The sequence below is a fragment of the Geobacter argillaceus genome, assembly GCF_007830735.1.
In the GTDB taxonomy this organism is placed as follows: domain Bacteria; phylum Desulfobacterota; class Desulfuromonadia; order Geobacterales; family DSM-12255; genus Geomobilibacter; species Geomobilibacter argillaceus.
Genome location: NZ_VLLN01000035.1, coordinates 1 through 16,888 on the forward strand (window position 1 = coordinate 1; position 16,888 = coordinate 16,888).

The 16,888-nt window shown below is 59.0% G+C and carries 17 protein-coding genes, 2 tRNA genes and 1 riboswitch; of the genes, 1 reads left to right on the plus strand and 18 read right to left on the minus strand.

What is annotated here, in order from left to right; genetic code table 11:
- From JN12_RS18420 to JN12_RS18440, 5 genes are all read right to left on the minus strand, one after another.
- Positions 1–275: helix-turn-helix domain-containing protein (locus JN12_RS18420; RefSeq protein ID WP_170242058.1), on the minus strand; the 275-nt coding region annotated here is incomplete at its 3' end.
- Positions 254–1,237, minus strand: a complete 984-nt coding sequence (locus JN12_RS18425) for an SLC5/6 family protein (protein ID WP_145025516.1) — start codon at positions 1,235–1,237, stop codon at positions 254–256. The genes JN12_RS18425 and JN12_RS18420, both read right to left, overlap by 22 nt.
- Before the next feature lie 110 nt (positions 1,238–1,347).
- On the minus strand, positions 1,348–1,665 hold the full coding sequence (locus tag JN12_RS18430; protein ID WP_145025518.1) for an MGMT family protein: 318 nt from the start codon (positions 1,663–1,665) through the stop codon (positions 1,348–1,350).
- Positions 1,666–1,676: 11 nt separating this feature from the next.
- Complete coding sequence (gene argJ / locus JN12_RS18435) at positions 1,677–2,861, minus strand: bifunctional glutamate N-acetyltransferase/amino-acid acetyltransferase ArgJ (protein WP_211360583.1); 1,185 nt, start codon at positions 2,859–2,861, stop codon at positions 1,677–1,679.
- Positions 2,862–3,000: 139 nt separating this feature from the next.
- Positions 3,001–3,077 (minus strand) — tRNA-Asp (locus JN12_RS18440).
- Positions 3,078–3,124: 47 nt separating this feature from the next.
- On the opposite strand from JN12_RS18440, the gene JN12_RS21255 reads away from it, so the two are divergent.
- Positions 3,125–3,325: an Arm DNA-binding domain-containing protein gene (locus JN12_RS21255; RefSeq protein ID WP_407925396.1), complete on the plus strand. Its 201-nt coding sequence runs from the start codon at positions 3,125–3,127 to the stop codon at positions 3,323–3,325.
- Positions 3,326–3,498: 173 nt separating this feature from the next.
- Here JN12_RS21255 and JN12_RS18445 read toward each other — a convergent pair whose 3' ends face one another.
- The 13 genes from JN12_RS18445 to tpiA all read right to left on the minus strand — a co-directional run bounded on the left by JN12_RS18445 (position 3,499) and on the right by tpiA (position 16,882).
- Positions 3,499–4,221 carry a PEP-CTERM/exosortase system-associated acyltransferase gene (locus JN12_RS18445; protein WP_145025520.1) on the minus strand — a complete coding sequence of 241 codons (723 nt, stop codon included), beginning with the start codon at positions 4,219–4,221 and terminating at the stop codon, positions 3,499–3,501.
- 63 nt (positions 4,222–4,284) lie between these two features.
- A riboswitch (cyclic di-GMP riboswitch) is annotated at positions 4,285–4,360 on the minus strand.
- A 70-nt stretch (positions 4,361–4,430) separates the two neighbouring features.
- Positions 4,431–5,726, minus strand: a complete 1,296-nt coding sequence (locus JN12_RS18450) for a DUF512 domain-containing protein (RefSeq protein ID WP_145025522.1) — start codon at positions 5,724–5,726, stop codon at positions 4,431–4,433.
- Positions 5,726–6,802: an AI-2E family transporter gene (locus JN12_RS18455; protein WP_145025524.1), complete on the minus strand. Its 1,077-nt coding sequence runs from the start codon at positions 6,800–6,802 to the stop codon at positions 5,726–5,728. The genes JN12_RS18450 and JN12_RS18455 overlap by 1 nt, the downstream gene beginning before the upstream one ends.
- Positions 6,803–6,862: 60 nt before the next feature.
- A complete protein-coding gene (hfq, locus tag JN12_RS18460; protein ID WP_145025526.1) occupies positions 6,863–7,087 on the minus strand; it encodes an RNA chaperone Hfq in 225 nt (74 codons plus the stop codon).
- Positions 7,035–8,030, minus strand: coding sequence for a tRNA (adenosine(37)-N6)-dimethylallyltransferase MiaA (gene miaA, locus JN12_RS18465; RefSeq protein WP_145025528.1), 996 nt, complete (start codon positions 8,028–8,030; stop codon positions 7,035–7,037). Before miaA ends, hfq begins: the two co-directional genes overlap by 53 nt.
- Complete coding sequence (locus JN12_RS18470) at positions 7,933–8,973, minus strand: pseudouridine synthase (RefSeq protein ID WP_145025530.1); 1,041 nt, start codon at positions 8,971–8,973, stop codon at positions 7,933–7,935. Before JN12_RS18470 ends, miaA begins: the two co-directional genes overlap by 98 nt.
- 160 nt (positions 8,974–9,133) lie before the next feature.
- Complete coding sequence (locus JN12_RS18475) at positions 9,134–9,370, minus strand: DUF378 domain-containing protein (protein ID WP_145025532.1); 237 nt, start codon at positions 9,368–9,370, stop codon at positions 9,134–9,136.
- 92 nt (positions 9,371–9,462) lie between these two features.
- A complete protein-coding gene (locus tag JN12_RS18480; protein ID WP_145025534.1) occupies positions 9,463–10,419 on the minus strand; it encodes an acetyl-CoA carboxylase carboxyltransferase subunit alpha in 957 nt (318 codons plus the stop codon).
- A gap of 73 nt (positions 10,420–10,492) precedes the next feature.
- On the minus strand, positions 10,493–13,951 hold the full coding sequence (gene dnaE, locus JN12_RS18485) for a DNA polymerase III subunit alpha (protein ID WP_145025536.1): 3,459 nt from the start codon (positions 13,949–13,951) through the stop codon (positions 10,493–10,495).
- Between the two features lie 130 nt (positions 13,952–14,081).
- Positions 14,082–15,248, minus strand: coding sequence for a class II aldolase/adducin family protein (locus JN12_RS18490; RefSeq protein ID WP_145025538.1), 1,167 nt, complete (start codon positions 15,246–15,248; stop codon positions 14,082–14,084).
- 214 nt (positions 15,249–15,462) lie between these two features.
- Positions 15,463–15,549: transfer RNA gene (locus JN12_RS18495), tRNA-Leu, on the minus strand.
- Between the two features lie 119 nt (positions 15,550–15,668).
- On the minus strand, positions 15,669–16,052 hold the full coding sequence (gene secG, locus JN12_RS18500; RefSeq protein ID WP_145025540.1) for a preprotein translocase subunit SecG: 384 nt from the start codon (positions 16,050–16,052) through the stop codon (positions 15,669–15,671).
- 71 nt (positions 16,053–16,123) lie between these two features.
- Entirely contained in the window at positions 16,124–16,882 is a 759-nt protein-coding gene (gene tpiA / locus JN12_RS18505) for a triose-phosphate isomerase (RefSeq protein WP_145025542.1), read from the minus strand.
- Between the last annotated feature and the right edge of the window lie 6 nt (positions 16,883–16,888).

Below are 16,888 nucleotides of genomic sequence, written 5' to 3' on the forward strand. Positions count from 1 at the left end.
TCCCGTGGTGGCTTCTCCCGCTGTTTCCGCTCAAGTGCAGCTTCGAGGCCATCTTCTACAAAACGCTTCTTCAGGTGTTCAATTGTCCGACTACTCACACCAAGTGCCTCTGCAGTATCAGCAACACTCCAGCCTGGACCATTATCACCGGCATCAGAAAGCAACAAGGCACGGGCGTGGACAAACCGCCTTGCGTGGGTCTTTCCACGCTTGGTTAAGGCTTCAAGATCTTTACGCTCCTGCTCGGTAAGTGTTACTCGGTATCTTGGCGACATGGTGGCCTCCTTGAATGAGTTACGCCAGTATGCCATATACCGCAATTAAACGAAATATTAAATGTTAAGTGGTAGTAGAACCACATTGCATTCTTGATATGCTCCTCGTTCGAATTCTCGATAACCATGATGTGAAACTGGCGTGGATGGAACATAACCGTGGTCATGGAAAAAAAGAGCCAGGAAATCCACATGTCATAGGAAAATTGCGGCGTCCCCAGTTGAAAGAGGTATGAGCGATCGGGAAATTGAACTGCGAAACGGGTAAAGATATCGGCAACGCCATCGAACAGACCGTACGTGACAAACACCCCAGCGGAGACAAAGGCAATCAGTTTCACAACTGATTGAACGGCAATGGCTGCAACCAGACCTTCATGGCGTTTCGAGGCATCCAGCTGTTTTGCCCCGAACATGACGCTGAACAAGCTCAGCAACAAGGCGACGATAATTGCTGTATCTACAGAAAAATGCGGCGTGGTAATAACGTTCTTGCTGCCACCCGCTACATCGAGAGGGGTCGTGAGGATATTGAATGCGTACGCTATGGCCTTGATCTGCAGGGCAATGAGCGGCATGATCCCTACGACGGTAAAGATGGTGATGATCCCGCCAAGCAGTGCCGACTTTCCGTAGCGGCTGGAGATGAAATCGGCAATGCTGAGGATGTTCTGTTCCTTGCTGACACGTACCATTTTGCGCAGCAAAAACCACCAGGTGAAGGCCATCAGAGTAGCGCCGAGATAGGCGGCGACGAATCCTATGCCGCTCGTGGCGGCCCGGCCGACGACACCGTAGAAGGTCCAGGAAGTGAAATGCAGCGCCAGAGAAAGGGAATAGATGTAGGAATTGGAGACGATGCTCTTGCCCGCTTCGCGCCTTTTTTCGGCAAAATAGGCCACGGCAAACAACAATCCGATGTAAAGGAAGCATGTAATGGCTACGGTGCCGATCGGCATCATCTCTGGATTTCCTCACCCCTTACGGGAACTGTTACGGCAGCATCCTTTGGCCATGCCTTTCCAAAAGAAAACAGTTCAGGCCAGGTTACGGTGCCGGGAGGTCATCGGCTCTAAGGCCGCCACAGATACCGGTCAAGCGGTATGCGGCCCTGCCCGTCGAAATGAACTCCTTCCTCTTCCAGGCGGAGCCGCTGCACCGTGTCGCCCGGGCCGCCATCGGAACGTTGACTGATCTCCCCCCTGGCATTGACGACGCGATGCCAGGGGATGGACGGATCATTGAGGGCGCTCAGGGCATACCCCACAAGGCGCGCCCTTCCGGGCATGCCCGCCAGGCATGCGACCTGGCCATAGGTCGTCACCCGCCCCCTGGGGATTCGGCTGACAACACCGTATATATCACGATAGGTCTCAGAGTTTATCGACATATTCAAGAGAATCAGGTCGTGTAATGGGCATTCTCCTCAACATACCCCTCGGTAAGGTCGCAGCCCCAGACCCTTTCCGAATATGGCCCCTTCCCCAAGACGATCTCTATCTTGACTTCATCCTTCTTCAACAGTTCGGAAATCTGTTCAAGCGGCACTTCGTCACGATCCAACGTACCGGCATCGATCCTGAGCCGATTTTCCCCTTCACCAAAGTGAATTACCAGATCGCCGATTGCCACGGTGTACTGGAACACCTTGCCGATGGCCATGACAAACCTTCCCCAGTTCGGATCCGCCCCATAGATGGCCGTCTTCACCAGCGGAGAGTTGATGACCGATTTTGCGGTCAACAGCGCCTGTTCTTCCGTCTGCGCCCCGGACACCACCAGCTCGATCAGCTTGGTGGCCCCCTCACCGTCCCGCGCGATCTCCTTTGCCAGGTACATGGCCATGTCCGACAGTGTTTCCTCGAACCCGACAGGGTCCACCGGACCGGCAAGACCATTGGCCAGGATGACAACAGTGTCGCTGGTAGAGGTGTCCGTATCAACGGAAATCCTGTTGAACGACTTGTTCGCCACCCTGTTGAGCATCAACTGCAACTGCCCGGAGGGGATCTCCGCATCGGTCATGAAGTAGCAGAGCATGGTCGCCATGTTCGGCTCGATCATGCCGGCGCCCTTGGCAATGCCGAGCAGCGTTGCGTTGCCCACCCGCGCACTCACTCGCTTGGGGCGTGTGTCCGTAGTCATGATGCTGCGGGCGAAACTTTCCGCATGGTGTTCAGTCTTGCCAAAGTCCTGCTTCAGCGTCTCGCATCCCTTGGCAATGATCTCCATCGGCAGACGCCGGCCAATGACCCCTGTTGACGATGGCAGCACCATGTTCGCATCGATCCCGAACTGTTCGGCCACCAACCGGCAGATTCTTCTCGAGTCCTCGACCCCTCGCTGTTCGGTGGCCACATTCGCGTTTTTCGAATTGACGATAACCGCCTGGAGCAGTCCGTTGCTCAGATGCTCCCTGCCGACCAGGACCGGCGCCCCGGGCATGGTGTTTCGGGTAAACACCCCGGCTGCCTGGCAGGGGACGTCGGACAGGATACCCCCGAAATCAAGGGTGCTGTCCTTTATGCCGATGTTTTTGCCAAACCAGGAAAAACCCGGCACGATCCGGATACCCGCTTCCATCATTCAACCTCCTCTATCGATATTTCGATCTTTACTCCGGCAACAGGCGGTGAAAACGCAAAAAGCCCCTGACAAAACAGCACCAGAACAGTGGTACATGTATATCAGGAGCCTTGAGGAGGACACCGTTCAGCATGTTTAGTGGCGGGGCAGACGGGGCTCGAACCCGCGACCTCCGGCGTGACAGGCCGGCACTCTAACCGACTGAGCTACTACCCCAACAGGTTGACACAACTAAAAAGCGTTTTGAATTCGCCGACAGATTTTTGCCGGGCAAAGATTGCAAACCGAAGAACAAGCAGTTTTACATCCGCGAGGGGAATGGCTTTGCGATCCGGAGCTTACCGTCAGGCGTCAAAACTTTCGTGTACGTATATACACTCGCCGGTCAACGACGTCAAATGAATTTTGGTAGTTATCCTGAAGTTTCGCTCACAAGCAGCAGTGTCCGTAAAAAGTTGCATTAGCCGGCTCTACTCTTTAAAAATTTAAAATAATCAGCGGGTTACCGCGTTTTTCGCTTGACATTCAGCAGAAAGTGGCGAGGGTGGTCTTCGTGACTATCCGATTTCAGCGGAGTTGCGAATGTCATCCCCCTTCGTCAAGGTGTCCCTTGGGCAGGCAGATGGAATTAGATAGATCAGCAGTAGTTGGCGAGCATCGGCGAAGTGGAGTGCCCGGCATAATTCCCTTCATCGGTTATAAATGCCCAGACAGCGGGATTTTCGGCTTCGGTCCGCTGTAACTGGCGCGTAAGGTTGGCGTGACACGGCTGGCGCATCCCATGATAGTCGATCAGCGGACCGATCGGGATAAAATGGATCGATAGCCGCGCCAGCAGCCGAATCAGGGCTGGCTCCATTACCGCAAACAGTTCATCGACACCATGCTCCCGGCTCATGCGCACAACGCCCCGCATCAGTCCCAGACTGAGCACCGGCAACGAAGGAACCACCCGTTGACCTTGTCCCCCGAGCGACTTGCTGATGGCAAACCTAGACACCTCAGCCGCTCCGCCGAAGATGAACTGCCGGTCGTGCAACATCTTATGGTTACAGATCTTCTGGATCGGAAAACTCTGATCAAGCTGCTTGTATTTCGGCAGAATCAGTCGGACATTACCCACGGCATTTTCTTGAGAATCCACAAGCAGCGTGTGGACCGACTGATCGTCAAAGGCATCGAACTCCATGCCTAAACTCCTATCGCAGGATTCGTACTGCTTCTCCACGCAGTATACTTGATAACGGAGCTGAAAAGCCTTTTGAAGCTGGTCAGAGGTAGCGACCGGCAGCAACTTATACGGTCCAAGGGGACCCTCAGCTACATCCGTGACATTTCTCGTTGATGTGTTCAGCAACATACGTCTTTCCTCCCTGTACAAGGAACAAAAAAAAACCGGGTCGTCGATATCGATGTGAGATATTTCGGCGACCCGGCTGTCTCGGTGAGACCCGTAGGCTTTCCGTCCCATCCTCGCGAATGGTTTAGTATTATCGTCTATCTATAAATTGCCTTGTGTAAATACCAAAAATTATCCCTGTTGGCAACTGCCTTTTTGTCTCACCGAAATCAGTACTGAGACGCAAGTACGCGATGCAGGCCGGCAGGTGTCGCCTCGGCTACGGCCACAGGAACCTTGAGAGCCTCCTCCAGAGCACTGACCGGCAGGTCGTCCAGAAAAACCCCCTCCCCTTCCTTCAACATCACGTCCGGGATCACCACCAAACTGCCAAGGTCGCGACCGTCCAGGGCGGCAACGATATCCCGGCCGGAGACGAGCCCGGTAACCGTAACGCTCTCACCGAACAGCCGGTTTTCCACTGGCACCAGATCAAGCGTAGCACCGGTCCGTTCGGCGAGGCTCCGGAGAAAATCAGCCAGGTATGGCAGGGGCGACAGGCCGCTCACCACGGTTGCGTGTACCGGGGGCAGAGGTTCGGCAGTAGCAATGACCTCCGCAGCCTCTTCCTGAAACAGGGGGATCATCCCCACCCCGTTTTCCAACTGGGGAAAGTCCCCGTACTCCTCAACCGGCGGGAATGGAAGTTCCGCTTTGAGAAAGAACTCATCGGCCAGAAAAAGAAACGGTTCCCCCAAGCGCTTGGCGACCTCCCTGGCTCTAGGCTGCCACTGCGCGATGAACGCGACTGCGTACTCCTTGGTCACTGGCTCCAGGTGCGGCAGTCCGCGACGATGCCGCGTAAGCCCCACCGGTACGATGGCCAGCGAAGTCACCCGCGGGTAGAGGGCTGCCAGCTCCGCCACCGTCTGCTCCAGCGCCTCTCCGTCGTTCAGCCCCGGACAGAGAACTACCTGCGTATGCATGGTAATCCTGGCTTCGGCCAACTCACTCATCACCTCCAGGATCGGCCTGATCCCCTTCTTCCCCAGAAGCCGCTCGCGCAGAGCCGGGTCAGTTGCATGGACCGAAACGTAGAGGGGAGAGAGCCGCTGTTCCTTGATCCGCGCCAGTTCTGCATCGCCGATATTGGCCAGGGTCACGTAGTTGCCGTAGAGAAACGAGAGCCGGTAGTCCTCGTCCTTCACGTAGAGCGGCGCGCGGAGCCCCTTGGGGAGCTGATGCACGAAGCAAAAGACGCAGCGGTTGCCGCACTTGGCCGGCGCAGGCGGGGCAAAGGTGAGCCCCAGCGGCTCTTCCTGCTCCCGCTCCACCTCCATTTCCCAGATCTCGCCATCTGCCTTGAGTATCTCCAACAAAAGCTCAGGCTCGTCGCAATAAAACTGATAGTCGATGATATCCCGCAACTGGTGGCCATCGATCGCCACCAGCCGGTCGCCGGGAATGATCTCCAGTTCCTCGGCAATGCTCCCCGAAGCTACGGCTGAAACGAGCAGTCCGGCCATTACCCCTCCTCCCGAAAGTAACCGCTGCCCCAATAGGTATCCCGCAGCATGCCGACAAACACCTTCAGCACCGCCGCCGCGGGAACAGCCAGGATCATTCCGGCAATACCGAACAGTTGCCCGCCGATGAGCAGGGCCAGGATGGTGAGCACGGGGTGGAGACCTACCCGGTCACCCACTATCTTCGGCGTGATGACCGCCCCTTCCAGGGCCTGCACGATAACGAACCAGCCGAGACAGAAAAGCGGATGGAGCAGATCGTGGAACTTGAGGAGTGCTAGGAGGGTCGACAGCACGATCCCCAGGATCGTCCCCACATAGGGAATGATGAAGGTGATGCCGGCCAGAGTACCGACCACCACTGCCAGGTCGATACCGATGAGGGAGAGGCCGATGCTGTAGAGAACGGCCAGGATGGCGCAGACCAGGAGCTGTCCCCGCACGAAGGCCGATAGGATACCGCCGATCTCCCGGCTACGGGTCACGCACTGCTCGCGAAACCTGAGCGGTACCAGGGCCAGGACACCCTCCTCGAGCTTCGGCAGGTCCTTCAGAAAGTAGTAGAGGTAGAGCGGGGTGATGCAGTAGCCGAGAACCGCCAGCACGACGGCCAGGGTGGAGCTGAAGGCCTTGCGGATGACTGCCAGCGACTCACGTACCAGGTCGAACGATACCCCCTTGAGCTGCACCAGGGCGCGGTTGACCTGCATCTGGACCTTCTCTGGCGTCTCGATCTCCAGGAAGCTCTTAACCTTGTGGGGAATGATCGCATAGAACCGTTCGGCGTACAGGGGGAGATTCAACTGCACGTTGGCGAACTCGTTTCGTATGGCCGTTGCGTAGAACGCAGCTATCCCTATGAGCAACAGGATAACGCCGGTAAAAACAATGACAATCGCCAGGGTACGGCTCCTGATGAGTTCGGCCAGTCGTATGACCAGAGGTTCGAAGAGATAGGCAAGCAGCAGGGCAATGAACAGCGGGAAAAAAATGGACCCGAGCTGATAGATGCCGTATCCCAGGAGGATAACGGAAAAGACGATAAGATACGGCAGGAATGGGGGGCGATTGGTCATGAGCGGCAACTAAAAGGCCGGGGAGCACACGACTCCCCGGCCTGGAGGGAAGAAATGTATCTACTGGTGGAGACGGAACGAACCGTCGGTGGAGGTGATGGTGGCAATGGCGTGCTTGTAGATCAGGATATCCCCCTGAACCTCCATCAGCACGGAGAAATTATCGAATGACTTGATATATCCCTCCATCTTGACACCCGACATGAGTTGAACCACCACCCGAATCTTCTCCTTACGGGACTGGTTCAGGTACTGGTCCTGGATATTGAATGGGGCTTTTGACATGGTTCCGCTCCTTTTCAAGAAATGCAATAACAGTTGCTAGGATACTAGCAAAACTTTTGGGATATTCAACCCATTTAATTTCCTGCTCCCGCCTGAACCAGGTCAGCTGCCGCTTGGCATACCAACGGGTATTCCGGGCGATGAGCCGCTTCGCCTCTGCCAGGTCAATACTCCCCGCCAACAGCTCCACCACTTCCTGATACCCTATTGATCCCATTGACTTATCGCCGGGAAGGCATCCCTGTTCCAGAAGCCGGGTCACCTCGGCCACCAGGCCGTCGGCGAACATCCGCTCCACCCGCTCGTCTATCCGGCAATAGAGTTCTTCCCGCTCCACCTCAATGCCGATCTTCAGATAGTCATACTGTGCGGCTGCGAAGCCATGTTCCTGCTGGTAGCGGGAAAGCGGGATACCAGTCTGCTGAAAGACCTCCAGCGCCCGGATAATCCGGACCCGGTCGTTCTGGTGCAGGCGGGCGGCAGTAACCGGATCTACCGCGGCCAGGCGACGCAGGAGCTCCTCCGGACCGTACTGTTCGGCAACCGCCTCCAGGTCCCGGCGGATCGCCTCGCTGCCGGCCGGCGAAGGGGCAAGACCGAACAGGAGCGCCCGGATATAGAGGCCGGTCCCGCCGACCACTATCGCCTGCCTGCCGCGGCGACGGATGTCGGCAATGGCGGCCTGGCCAACCTCGACAAAGTCGGCAGCGGTAAAATTCACCGACGGGGCAACGATGTCCAGCAGGTGATGGGGCACACGGCCCTTAAGCTCAGGAGACGGCTTGGCCGTGCCGATATCCATCCCCCTGTACACCTGCATGGAATCAGCGTTTACGATCTCTCCATCAATGCTTTCGGCGAGGCGGACGGCCAATTCCGTCTTCCCTGACGCGGTCGGTCCGACGATGATGACCACTTTCACCTGTTCCCTGTCCGGTTCCATGGTCCCTTTTCTGCCCGGTGCTGTGGGTAGGATCGTGCTTCTTGCCGGTCGGCGGGCCGGCATCTGTCGGCCGACGCCGGGAACGCTCGGCACCCTCGGTTGCCGGCTTTCCCCGGTGTTCTTCACGCCTTCCCGTTACGGTACGCCCACCGGCCTCGTTTCTGAACTGCTTAATTGGAGCGCCCCGCGGCCGTTTAACCGCTTCCGTAACCGGCAGGGGCGATGTCGGTTCACCGCCGGCAAGTGCCCTGGCCTCACTGTCGGAAAGGACCCGGTATTCTCCCGGCTTCAGGTCACCCAGGGCAAGCGAACCATAGCGGACACGCTTGAGTCGAACCACCGACAGCCCAACGGCCTCGCACATGCGCCGCACCTGGCGAAAACGCCCCTCATGGATCACCACCGAGAGCCAGGTATTGTTGTCGCTTGCCTTGATCTCCCCCACCCTGGCAGGTGCCGTCGGCCCATCCTCCAGCACCACGCCGCTGGCCAGGCTGGCAATCTGCTCAGGGGAGACCGATCCCCGCACCCGCACATGGTACTCCTTGTCCACCTCGTGCCGTGGATGGGCCAGCGTGTTGGCCCACGCCCCGTCGTTGGTGAGCAGGAGCAGTCCCTCGGTATTGTAATCGAGCCTGCCGACCGGAAAGAGTCGCTCCTTGGCCCCCTTCAGCAGATCGGTCACCACCGGGCGCCCCTGGGGGTCCTTCATGGTGGTGACATAACCGGCCGGCTTGTGCAGAAGGATGTAGACGTTCCGGGTCGCCGGACGCACCGGCTTGCCATCCAGCATTATCGTATCCTGCTCGGGATCGGCTTTGCTCCCCAGTTCCGTCACCACCTGACCGTTCACGGTCACCCTGCCGGCCGTGATCAACTCCTCAGCGGCCCTTCGGGAGCTGATGCCGGCCCGGGCCAGTATCTTTTGCAATCGTTCCTGCACGGTTACTCCATTCCAAAGAAGAAGGGCGGCCTCAACCGCCCTCTGCTCCTTCTTACCAGCAAACGAATCCTACCACAGAACCGGCATAGAAACATTATGCTCACCTTACGTTAGTTGCCCTGTCACCCGTACCACCCTTCGCAACGTGCTGCAGTTGTTGTCAATGTTTCGCGGTGGAAAGCTCGCACCACCTGTTATGCATCGCTTCATAGCCGAAGGTAAAGGTAAATACTTCATACAGCCCGCTCAAACCAACCAGAGCATACACAACCCGGGTAACGGCAGTTGCCTCACCCAAAATGGCAGTGACAACATTGAAGCCAAAGAACCCGATCAAGCCCCAGTTGAGTGCACCTATAATCAGCAGTACGGTCACAACTACGTCCAACACTTTCATAATGCCACCTCCTTCATCTCTTGCGAAGGTGGAAAGTAACAGGAGGAAGCGTATCAGCTTCCTGTTTTCATTATACTACGAAGCACTCGGTATTATTCCACAAACCGCGACATTTTGCGAAATTTCTGGTACCGCTCCTCCACCAGTTGCTCTGCCGGGATCTTCCTGAGCTCGTTCAGGTTGCGGCTGAGCGCCTCGTGCAGGGCTTTAGCCATGGCCTCGTGGTCGTTGTGGGCACCACCGACCGGTTCCTTCACGATCTCGTCGATGACCTCCAGCCCTTTGATATCCCTGGCGGTCAGCTTGAGCGCCTCGGCAGCCTGTGCGCCCTTGGTGCCGTCGGACCAGAGAATGGCCGCGCACCCTTCGGGGGAAATGACCGCATAGACCGAGTACTCCAGCATCATGATCCGGTCACCGACGGCAATGGCCAGTGCCCCGCCAGATCCCCCCTCGCCGGTGATGACCACGATGATCGGCACGGTCAGTGCCGCCATCTCCCGGAGGTTCCTGGCAATGGCCTCGGCCTGGCCCCGCTCCTCGGCGCCGATCCCCGGAAAGGCCCCCGGCGTGTCGACAAAGGTGATGATGGGGAGTTTGAACTGCTCCGCCATCTGCATGAGGCGCAGCGCCTTGCGGTACCCCTCGGGGTTGGGCATGCCGAAGTTCCGAAAGACCTTCTCCTTGGTGTCCCGCCCCTTCTGGTGGCCGATCACCATTACCGGCTCACTGTCCAGCCTCGCCAGGCCACCGACAATGGCGTGGTCGTCGCCGAAATTCCGGTCGCCGTGGAGTTCGACGAAATCGGTAAAGATCAGGTTCAGATAGTCGAGGGTAAAGGGGCGGTTGATGTGGCGGGCGATCTGGGCTGTCTGCCAGCGGGAGAGGTTGACAAAGACATCCTGCCGCATCTCCTCCACCTTCTGCTGCAACTTTGCCACCTCGTCCTTCAGGTCGATGGAGTCGGTAGAAAAGGCCATCAGCTCTTCGATCTTCTTCTCCAGCTCCGCGATCGGCTTTTCAAACTCAAGGGGTTGGTTATTTGCCATGAATAGCGTCTCCTTTTGATTCAAAAACAGAGATTGATAACGTTGAACTTAGAACATTGAACGTCGAACCGGTTCATTCAAAGCTCACCGCCTGGTACCCCACCAGGTTCCGCACCGCCAGCACCAGCTCCTCGGTGGGCGCGACGTTCCAGCTCTCGGGAAGGGCGATGGTAGCCCGGCATTCATTGGGGATCACCAGGTTGAGCCGGGCCCGGCAACCGCCGGCATGGCGGGCCATGATATCACGCAGGGACTCCAGCACCTCCCGCTCCAGACCATCGGCCTTCAGGGTCAGGGTGACACGGCTGGTCCCCTTCTCCAGCACCTCCCGGAACGGAACGATTGATGTGGCGATCACCTTGTTCGCCTTTTCCCCCACATCCAGGGTGCCGGTCACCAGAATCGGGTCGTCGCTCTTCAGATACTCCACCGCTGTAGCATAAATATCAGCAAAGACCACGACCTCCACGCTCCCCAGCAAATCTTCCAGGGTGACGAAGGCCATCCGGTCCCCCTTCTTGGTCAGGAGCTCCTTGAGACCGACCACGATGCCGCAGAGCCGCACCTCGCTCTTGTCCGCCAGTTCCCCCAGGGCAGAGGTATCGGTGGAGGCGAGACGCTTGATGTCCTGCTCGTAGCGCCCCAGCGGGTGGCCGGTGATGAAGAAGCCGAGGGCCTCTTTTTCGAAGTTCAGCAGCAGCTTCTCGTCCCATTCCGGCACGTCCGGCAGATGCCCCTTGCCGTTGCCATTGGCCTTGACGATCTCGGCAGTACCGAACAGGGAGACCTGTGCTGACTCGCGTTCCTGCTGGATCTTCTGCCCCAGGAGCATTACATCCTCCAGGCCGGCCATGAGCTGGGCACGTCGCCCGCCGGTGGAGTCGAAGGCGCCGCACTTGATGAGCGCTTCCACTACCCGCTTGTTGACCCGCCGCAGGTCCACCCGCTCGCAGAAGTCGTAGATATCCTTGAACTCCCCGTCTTTCCTGGCCTCGATGATCGCCTCGATGGCCGACTCACCCACGTTCTTCACGGCCCCGAGACCGAAGCGGATGGAGTTCCCCAGAACCCGGAACGAACGGTCCGAGGCGTTGATGTCCGGCGGCAGCACCTGGATACCCATCTCCCGGCAGTCGGCGATGTTCTTCACCACCTTGTCCGTGCTCCCCATGTCCTCGGTGAGCAGGGCGGCCATGAACTCCACCGGGTAGTGGGCCTTGAGATAGGCGGTCTGGTAGGCGACCAGGGCATAGGCGGCCGAGTGGGACTTGTTGAAGCCGTACTCGGCGAACTTGGCCATCAGGTCGAAAATCGCCCCGGCCTTCTTCAGGTCCACCTTACCCTTCTCGGCCCCCTCCAGGAAGATGTCCCGCTGCTTGGCCATCTCCGCCGGGTCCTTCTTACCCATGGCCCGCCGCAACAGGTCGGCGCCCCCCAGGGAGTAGCCGCCGAGGGTCCGGGCGATCTGCATGACCTGTTCCTGGTAGACGATGACCCCGTAGGTGTCCTTCAGGATAGGTTCCAGCTGCGGCAGGTCGTAGACCACCTTCTTCCGGCCGTGCTTGCGGTCGATGAAATCGTCCACCATGCCGGAGCCGAGCGGGCCGGGACGGTACAGGGCGCAGGCGGCTATGACGTCCTCGAAGCAGGAGGGCTTGAGCTTGGTCAGCATCTCCTTCATCCCCGAGGATTCAAGCTGGAACACGCCGGTGGTGTTGCCGGCCGAGACCAGGTCGTAGCTGGCCTTGTCGTCGTCCCGCAGGGTGGTGATGTCGAAATTCGGGTCCTTGCCCAGGCGGATCAGCCGCACCGCGTTGTGAATGACCGTCAGGTTCTTGAGGCCCAGGAAGTCGAACTTCACCAGGCCGATCTTTTCCACGTACTTCATGGAGTACTGGGTGGTAAGGGAACCGTTTTTCTGGTCCTTGTAGACCGGGCAGAACTCCTCCAGCACATCCGGGGCCACCACCACCCCGGCCGCATGGGTGGAGGCATGGCGGGCCAGCCCCTCCAGGCGGAGGGCGATCTCCAGAAGCTCCTTGACCCGGGGATCGGCCTCTGCCAGTTCCTTCAGCTTCGGCTCCTGGACCATGGCCTTATCCAGGGTGATCCCCAGGACCTCCGGCACCAGCTTGGCAATCCGGTCCACCTCGCCGTAGGTCAAGTCCATGGCCCGCCCCACGTCCCTGATGACCGAGCGGGCCGACATGGTCCCGAAGGTGATGATCTGGCAGACCTTGTCCCGGCCGTACTTCTCCGTGACGTACTGGATCACCTCCTCGCGTCGATCCTGACAGAAGTCGACGTCGATATCGGGCATGGAGATCCGTTCCGGGTTCAGGAACCGCTCAAACAGGAGGTTGTACGGCAGCGGGTCAATGTCGGTGATCCGGATGGCGTAGGCGACCAGGGAGCCGGCAGCAGAGCCGCGGCCCGGCCCGACCGGTATCCCCTGGTCCTTGGCCCAGTTGATGAAGTCGGCAACGATCAGGAAGTAGCCCGGGAACCCCATCTGCGAGATGCAGTCCAGTTCGATCCGCAGCCGGTCGGAGTACCCCTGCTCCTGCTCCGGCGTGAGGTCAGGGTACTTTGCCCTGATGGTGACCAGCCGCTCCTTGAGCCCTGCATAGGCCTGCTCCTCCAGCACCTCGTCCAGGCTCTTGTCCGCCGGCTTGGTGTACTGGGGAAAATGGTAGGTCTTGAAATCGAACGCCAGCTCACAGCGATCGGCAATGGCCAGGGTATTGGCGATCGCCTCCGGTGCGTAATGGAACGCCGCGGCCATCTCCTCCGGCGTCTTGACGTAGAACTCCTCGGCCGAAAAGCGCATCCGGTTCGGGTCGTTTATGGTCTTGCCGGTCTGGATGCAGAGCAGCACCTCGTGAGCACGGGCATCTTCGCGGTTCAGGTAGTGGCAGTCGTTGGTGGCCACCAGCGGCAGTGAGAGCTCCCGCGCCACCTCCAGGAGCCGCTTGTTGGCCACATCCTGCTCGGGCAGGGTGTTTTCCTGCAGCTCGATGTAGTAGCGGTCCGGGAAGAGTTCCGCGTACCAGCGGGCCGTGGCGGTCGCCTCATCCATGCGGCCCCGGCTGCAAAGGGTCGCCACCTCCCCTTTCAGACAGGCGGAAAGGCAGATCAAACCATCGCTGTACTGGGCCAGCAACTCCTTGTCGATCCTCGGCTTGTAGTAGAACCCCTCCTTGTGGCCGGCAGAGACCAGGCGGGAGAGGTTCCTGTACCCCTGCATGTTCTCGCAGAGCAGGAGCAGGTGGTACATGGAGGAGTCGCCCGCCCCGGACTCCTTGCTGAAACGGGAGCCGGCCGCCATGTAGACCTCGGAGCCTATGATCGGCTTGACCCCGTAATCCTTGCATTTCAGATAGAACTCCACCGCCCCGAACATGCTGCCGTGGTCGGTGATGGCCACGGCCGGCATCTCGCACGACTTGACCTTTTTCACCAGATCGCCGAGGCGAATGGCACCGTCAAGAAGGGAGTACTGGGTATGGAGATGAAGATGGACAAAGCTCATGGGGACCATTGGAAACATTTACTGTGGCTAAAAAATTTCAGCGATTATGACACGGGAGCGGAAAGGGGTCAATAAAGCAGTGACTGGTGACTGGTGACTGGAAAAAACTTTTCCCCTCGCACCTCGTTCCTCAGGCGCCGTGCGCGGCCAGCCGACGGAAATACTCGGCCCGGCACCAGTTCTCCACCTCGACCATGGCGCTGAACGCCTCGCCAAAACCTGAGCGGCCGATGGTGAAGACGCCGTGACCGTAGACGATCGCCCGGCCCGGGCCGGCAATGACCGGCGGCACCCGCTTGGCCAGACCGCCGGCGCCGATCTCGCCGGCAACCACCGGCGCCCCCCCCAGGTCGCGCACATGGGGACAGTCCCGCCAGCAGTCGGTGATGCCGCATTCAGCGTTGTCGCAGAGCATGCTCATCACCACGCTGAATTTCGGATGGCCATGGAGGATGCAGCAGGCGTCGCTCGTCTCATAGATCCGGCGGTGGGCAGCCAGTTCGCTGGAAGCGGTGATGCCGGTGGTGGACGAATTGTCCATGGCTACCGGATCGATGCAGCCGGGCAGTTCGTCAAGGCTGGCCGCGGTCTGGGAGATGTAGATGCGATCGTTGCTGCGCCAGGAAATATTGCCGAAAAAGGAATCGACCAGCCCGCGCTGGACGGTATAGCCACCGACCTTAGCCACCTCGTCGAGAATCGTTGCCGGGTCGGGCAAAGGTCCGGCCCGAAACGCCAGGCCATCCGCGGTCAACGGTCTCAGCCAGCCATCGCGGAATGAGGCAAACGCCTCTTCCTCGCCGGGCAGAGAGAATCGGTGGTGCAGCAGATCCTCCAGGTACTTGACAAAGGTGGCGTGAAAGATTGACGAATAGTTGATGTAGGCCTGCTCCACCGTGATGGCGCCCACCGCCAGGATACCGATCCCCTCGACGACAACCCCCTTGCGGCTGCCCAGCAGCCGCGCCAGAAAGGGTGCCGGATCGGCGGTGAGCTCATCCTGGCGTACGAACGGGATGTCGTGGAGAAAGGTGCGGGTTTCGGTGTCGCGGGGGATGATCGTGTGTTCGTCGGGTCGTGCGCGCCTCGCAAGGAGTTCGGCAAAGGGGAGCGATGGCTGGGCCACTACCAGGGCGATGGCGTTCAGATGGGTCAGGACCTGTTCGGCGAGCGTCGCCAGGGGGGGGATGCCGCGGGAGAAGAGACAGTCGTCCTTGACGGCAATGGCGATCCGGTCAGCATCTGCCGAACGGTCGGTGGCAAGTTTGGCTGTATACTTCGCAATCTGATCGAGCACCGTCTCTCCCGTGCCTTTTGCCGAACGGATGAGCTGCTTAACAGAGATGTCTAAGGTTGCTCAAAAATAGTCGGATCGTCGCACCCGCAGCAAGTTCCGCGGAGGCGTAGCAGCGCTACGCCGCACAAAGGAGCTTGCGAGGACGGCGGCGAGATGGCTGTTTTTCAGCAACCTCCTAAAGGAAAAGGCCGGGAAGAACCCGGCCTTTCTGTATTGGTGCGGTGGAATGGACTCGAACCATCACGAGATTGCTCCCGCCAGCCCCTCAAGCTGGTGCGTCTACCAATTCCGCCACCACCGCATGCTTGTTACGCTCAACCGAGCGTCTATGTCTGAATCGTTGTTTCCGGTTTATCTGCCAGCCATCAGCAGGGACCGATTAAATATCACCGGAACGGTCCGGTGTCAACAGAAATTTCCCTACTTTTGCGCCGGCGCTGCCGGTGCCGGGGCCTGCAGCGGCTGGCCGGTCGGGGCCGGAGCTGCCGGCTTGGTTTGCGCCGGCTGCGAGGCCGGTGCAGCAGGCTTCTGCGGCGCAACCTTGGGTGCAGACGACATGATGGACGAACTGCCCGACTTGCCGGACTGGTACGCCAGCACCAGTGACGTGAGCATGAAGATGATGGCAGCACCGGTGGTCATCTTGCTCATGAACGTGCTGCCGCCACCGGCGCCAAAGACCGACTGGCTGCCGCCGGCACCGAAGGAAGCCCCCATCTCCGCCCCCTTCCCTGACTGCATCAGGACAACGGCGATAAGGATGATACTTACAAAGATATGAAGAAAAATCAGCAGGTAGATCATGCTTCCGATCCTTTCCGAACTTTTTCGAGAAAGGGGATACATACCACATTCATGGTTCATTGGCAACGTGATTATTGTACCGTACCGTTGACGATGGCAGCGAAGGAATCGGCCTTGAGACTTGCCCCGCCCACAAGGGCGCCATCGATGTCGGGCTGGGCGATCAGCCCCCTGATGTTTTCCGGTTTCACGCTCCCGCCGTACAGAATCCTCATGGCCGTTGCCGTTGCCTGACCGTAGAGAGTTGCCACTTCCTGCCTGATGAAGGCGTGGGCCTCCTGGGCCTGCTCATCGCTGGCCGTCTTGCCGGTACCTATGGCCCAAACCGGCTCGTAGGCGATGACCAACTTGGCGAGGTCTGCTTCGGAAATCCCTTCCAGCCCACCTGCCACCTGTCGCTTCAGGACGTCGAAAGTCCTGCCGGATTCACGCTCCGCAAGGGTTTCACCTATGCAGAAGAGCACGGTGAGCCCGGCAGCGATGGCGGCCTTGATCTTCCGGTTGACCGTGGCATCCGTCTCGCCAAAGAACTGGCGCCGCTCCGAATGCCCGATGATGGCATGGCTGCAACCGGCATCAAGCAGCATCTTCGGTGATACCTCGCCGGTGAACGCCCCTTCTTCCTCCCAGTAGCAATCCTGGGCTGACAGCCTGACATTTGAGCCTGCCAGGGCATCGCGCACCCGGGACAGCACCGTGAAAACCGGCGCCACTACGATCTCCACCCCTTTGGTGTCCTTCACCAGCGGCATGAGCCCCGTAACGAGCTCCAGGGCCTCGGACGATGTCTTGAACAGTTTCCAGTTACCGGCAATGATCGGTGTTCGCATGAAGAC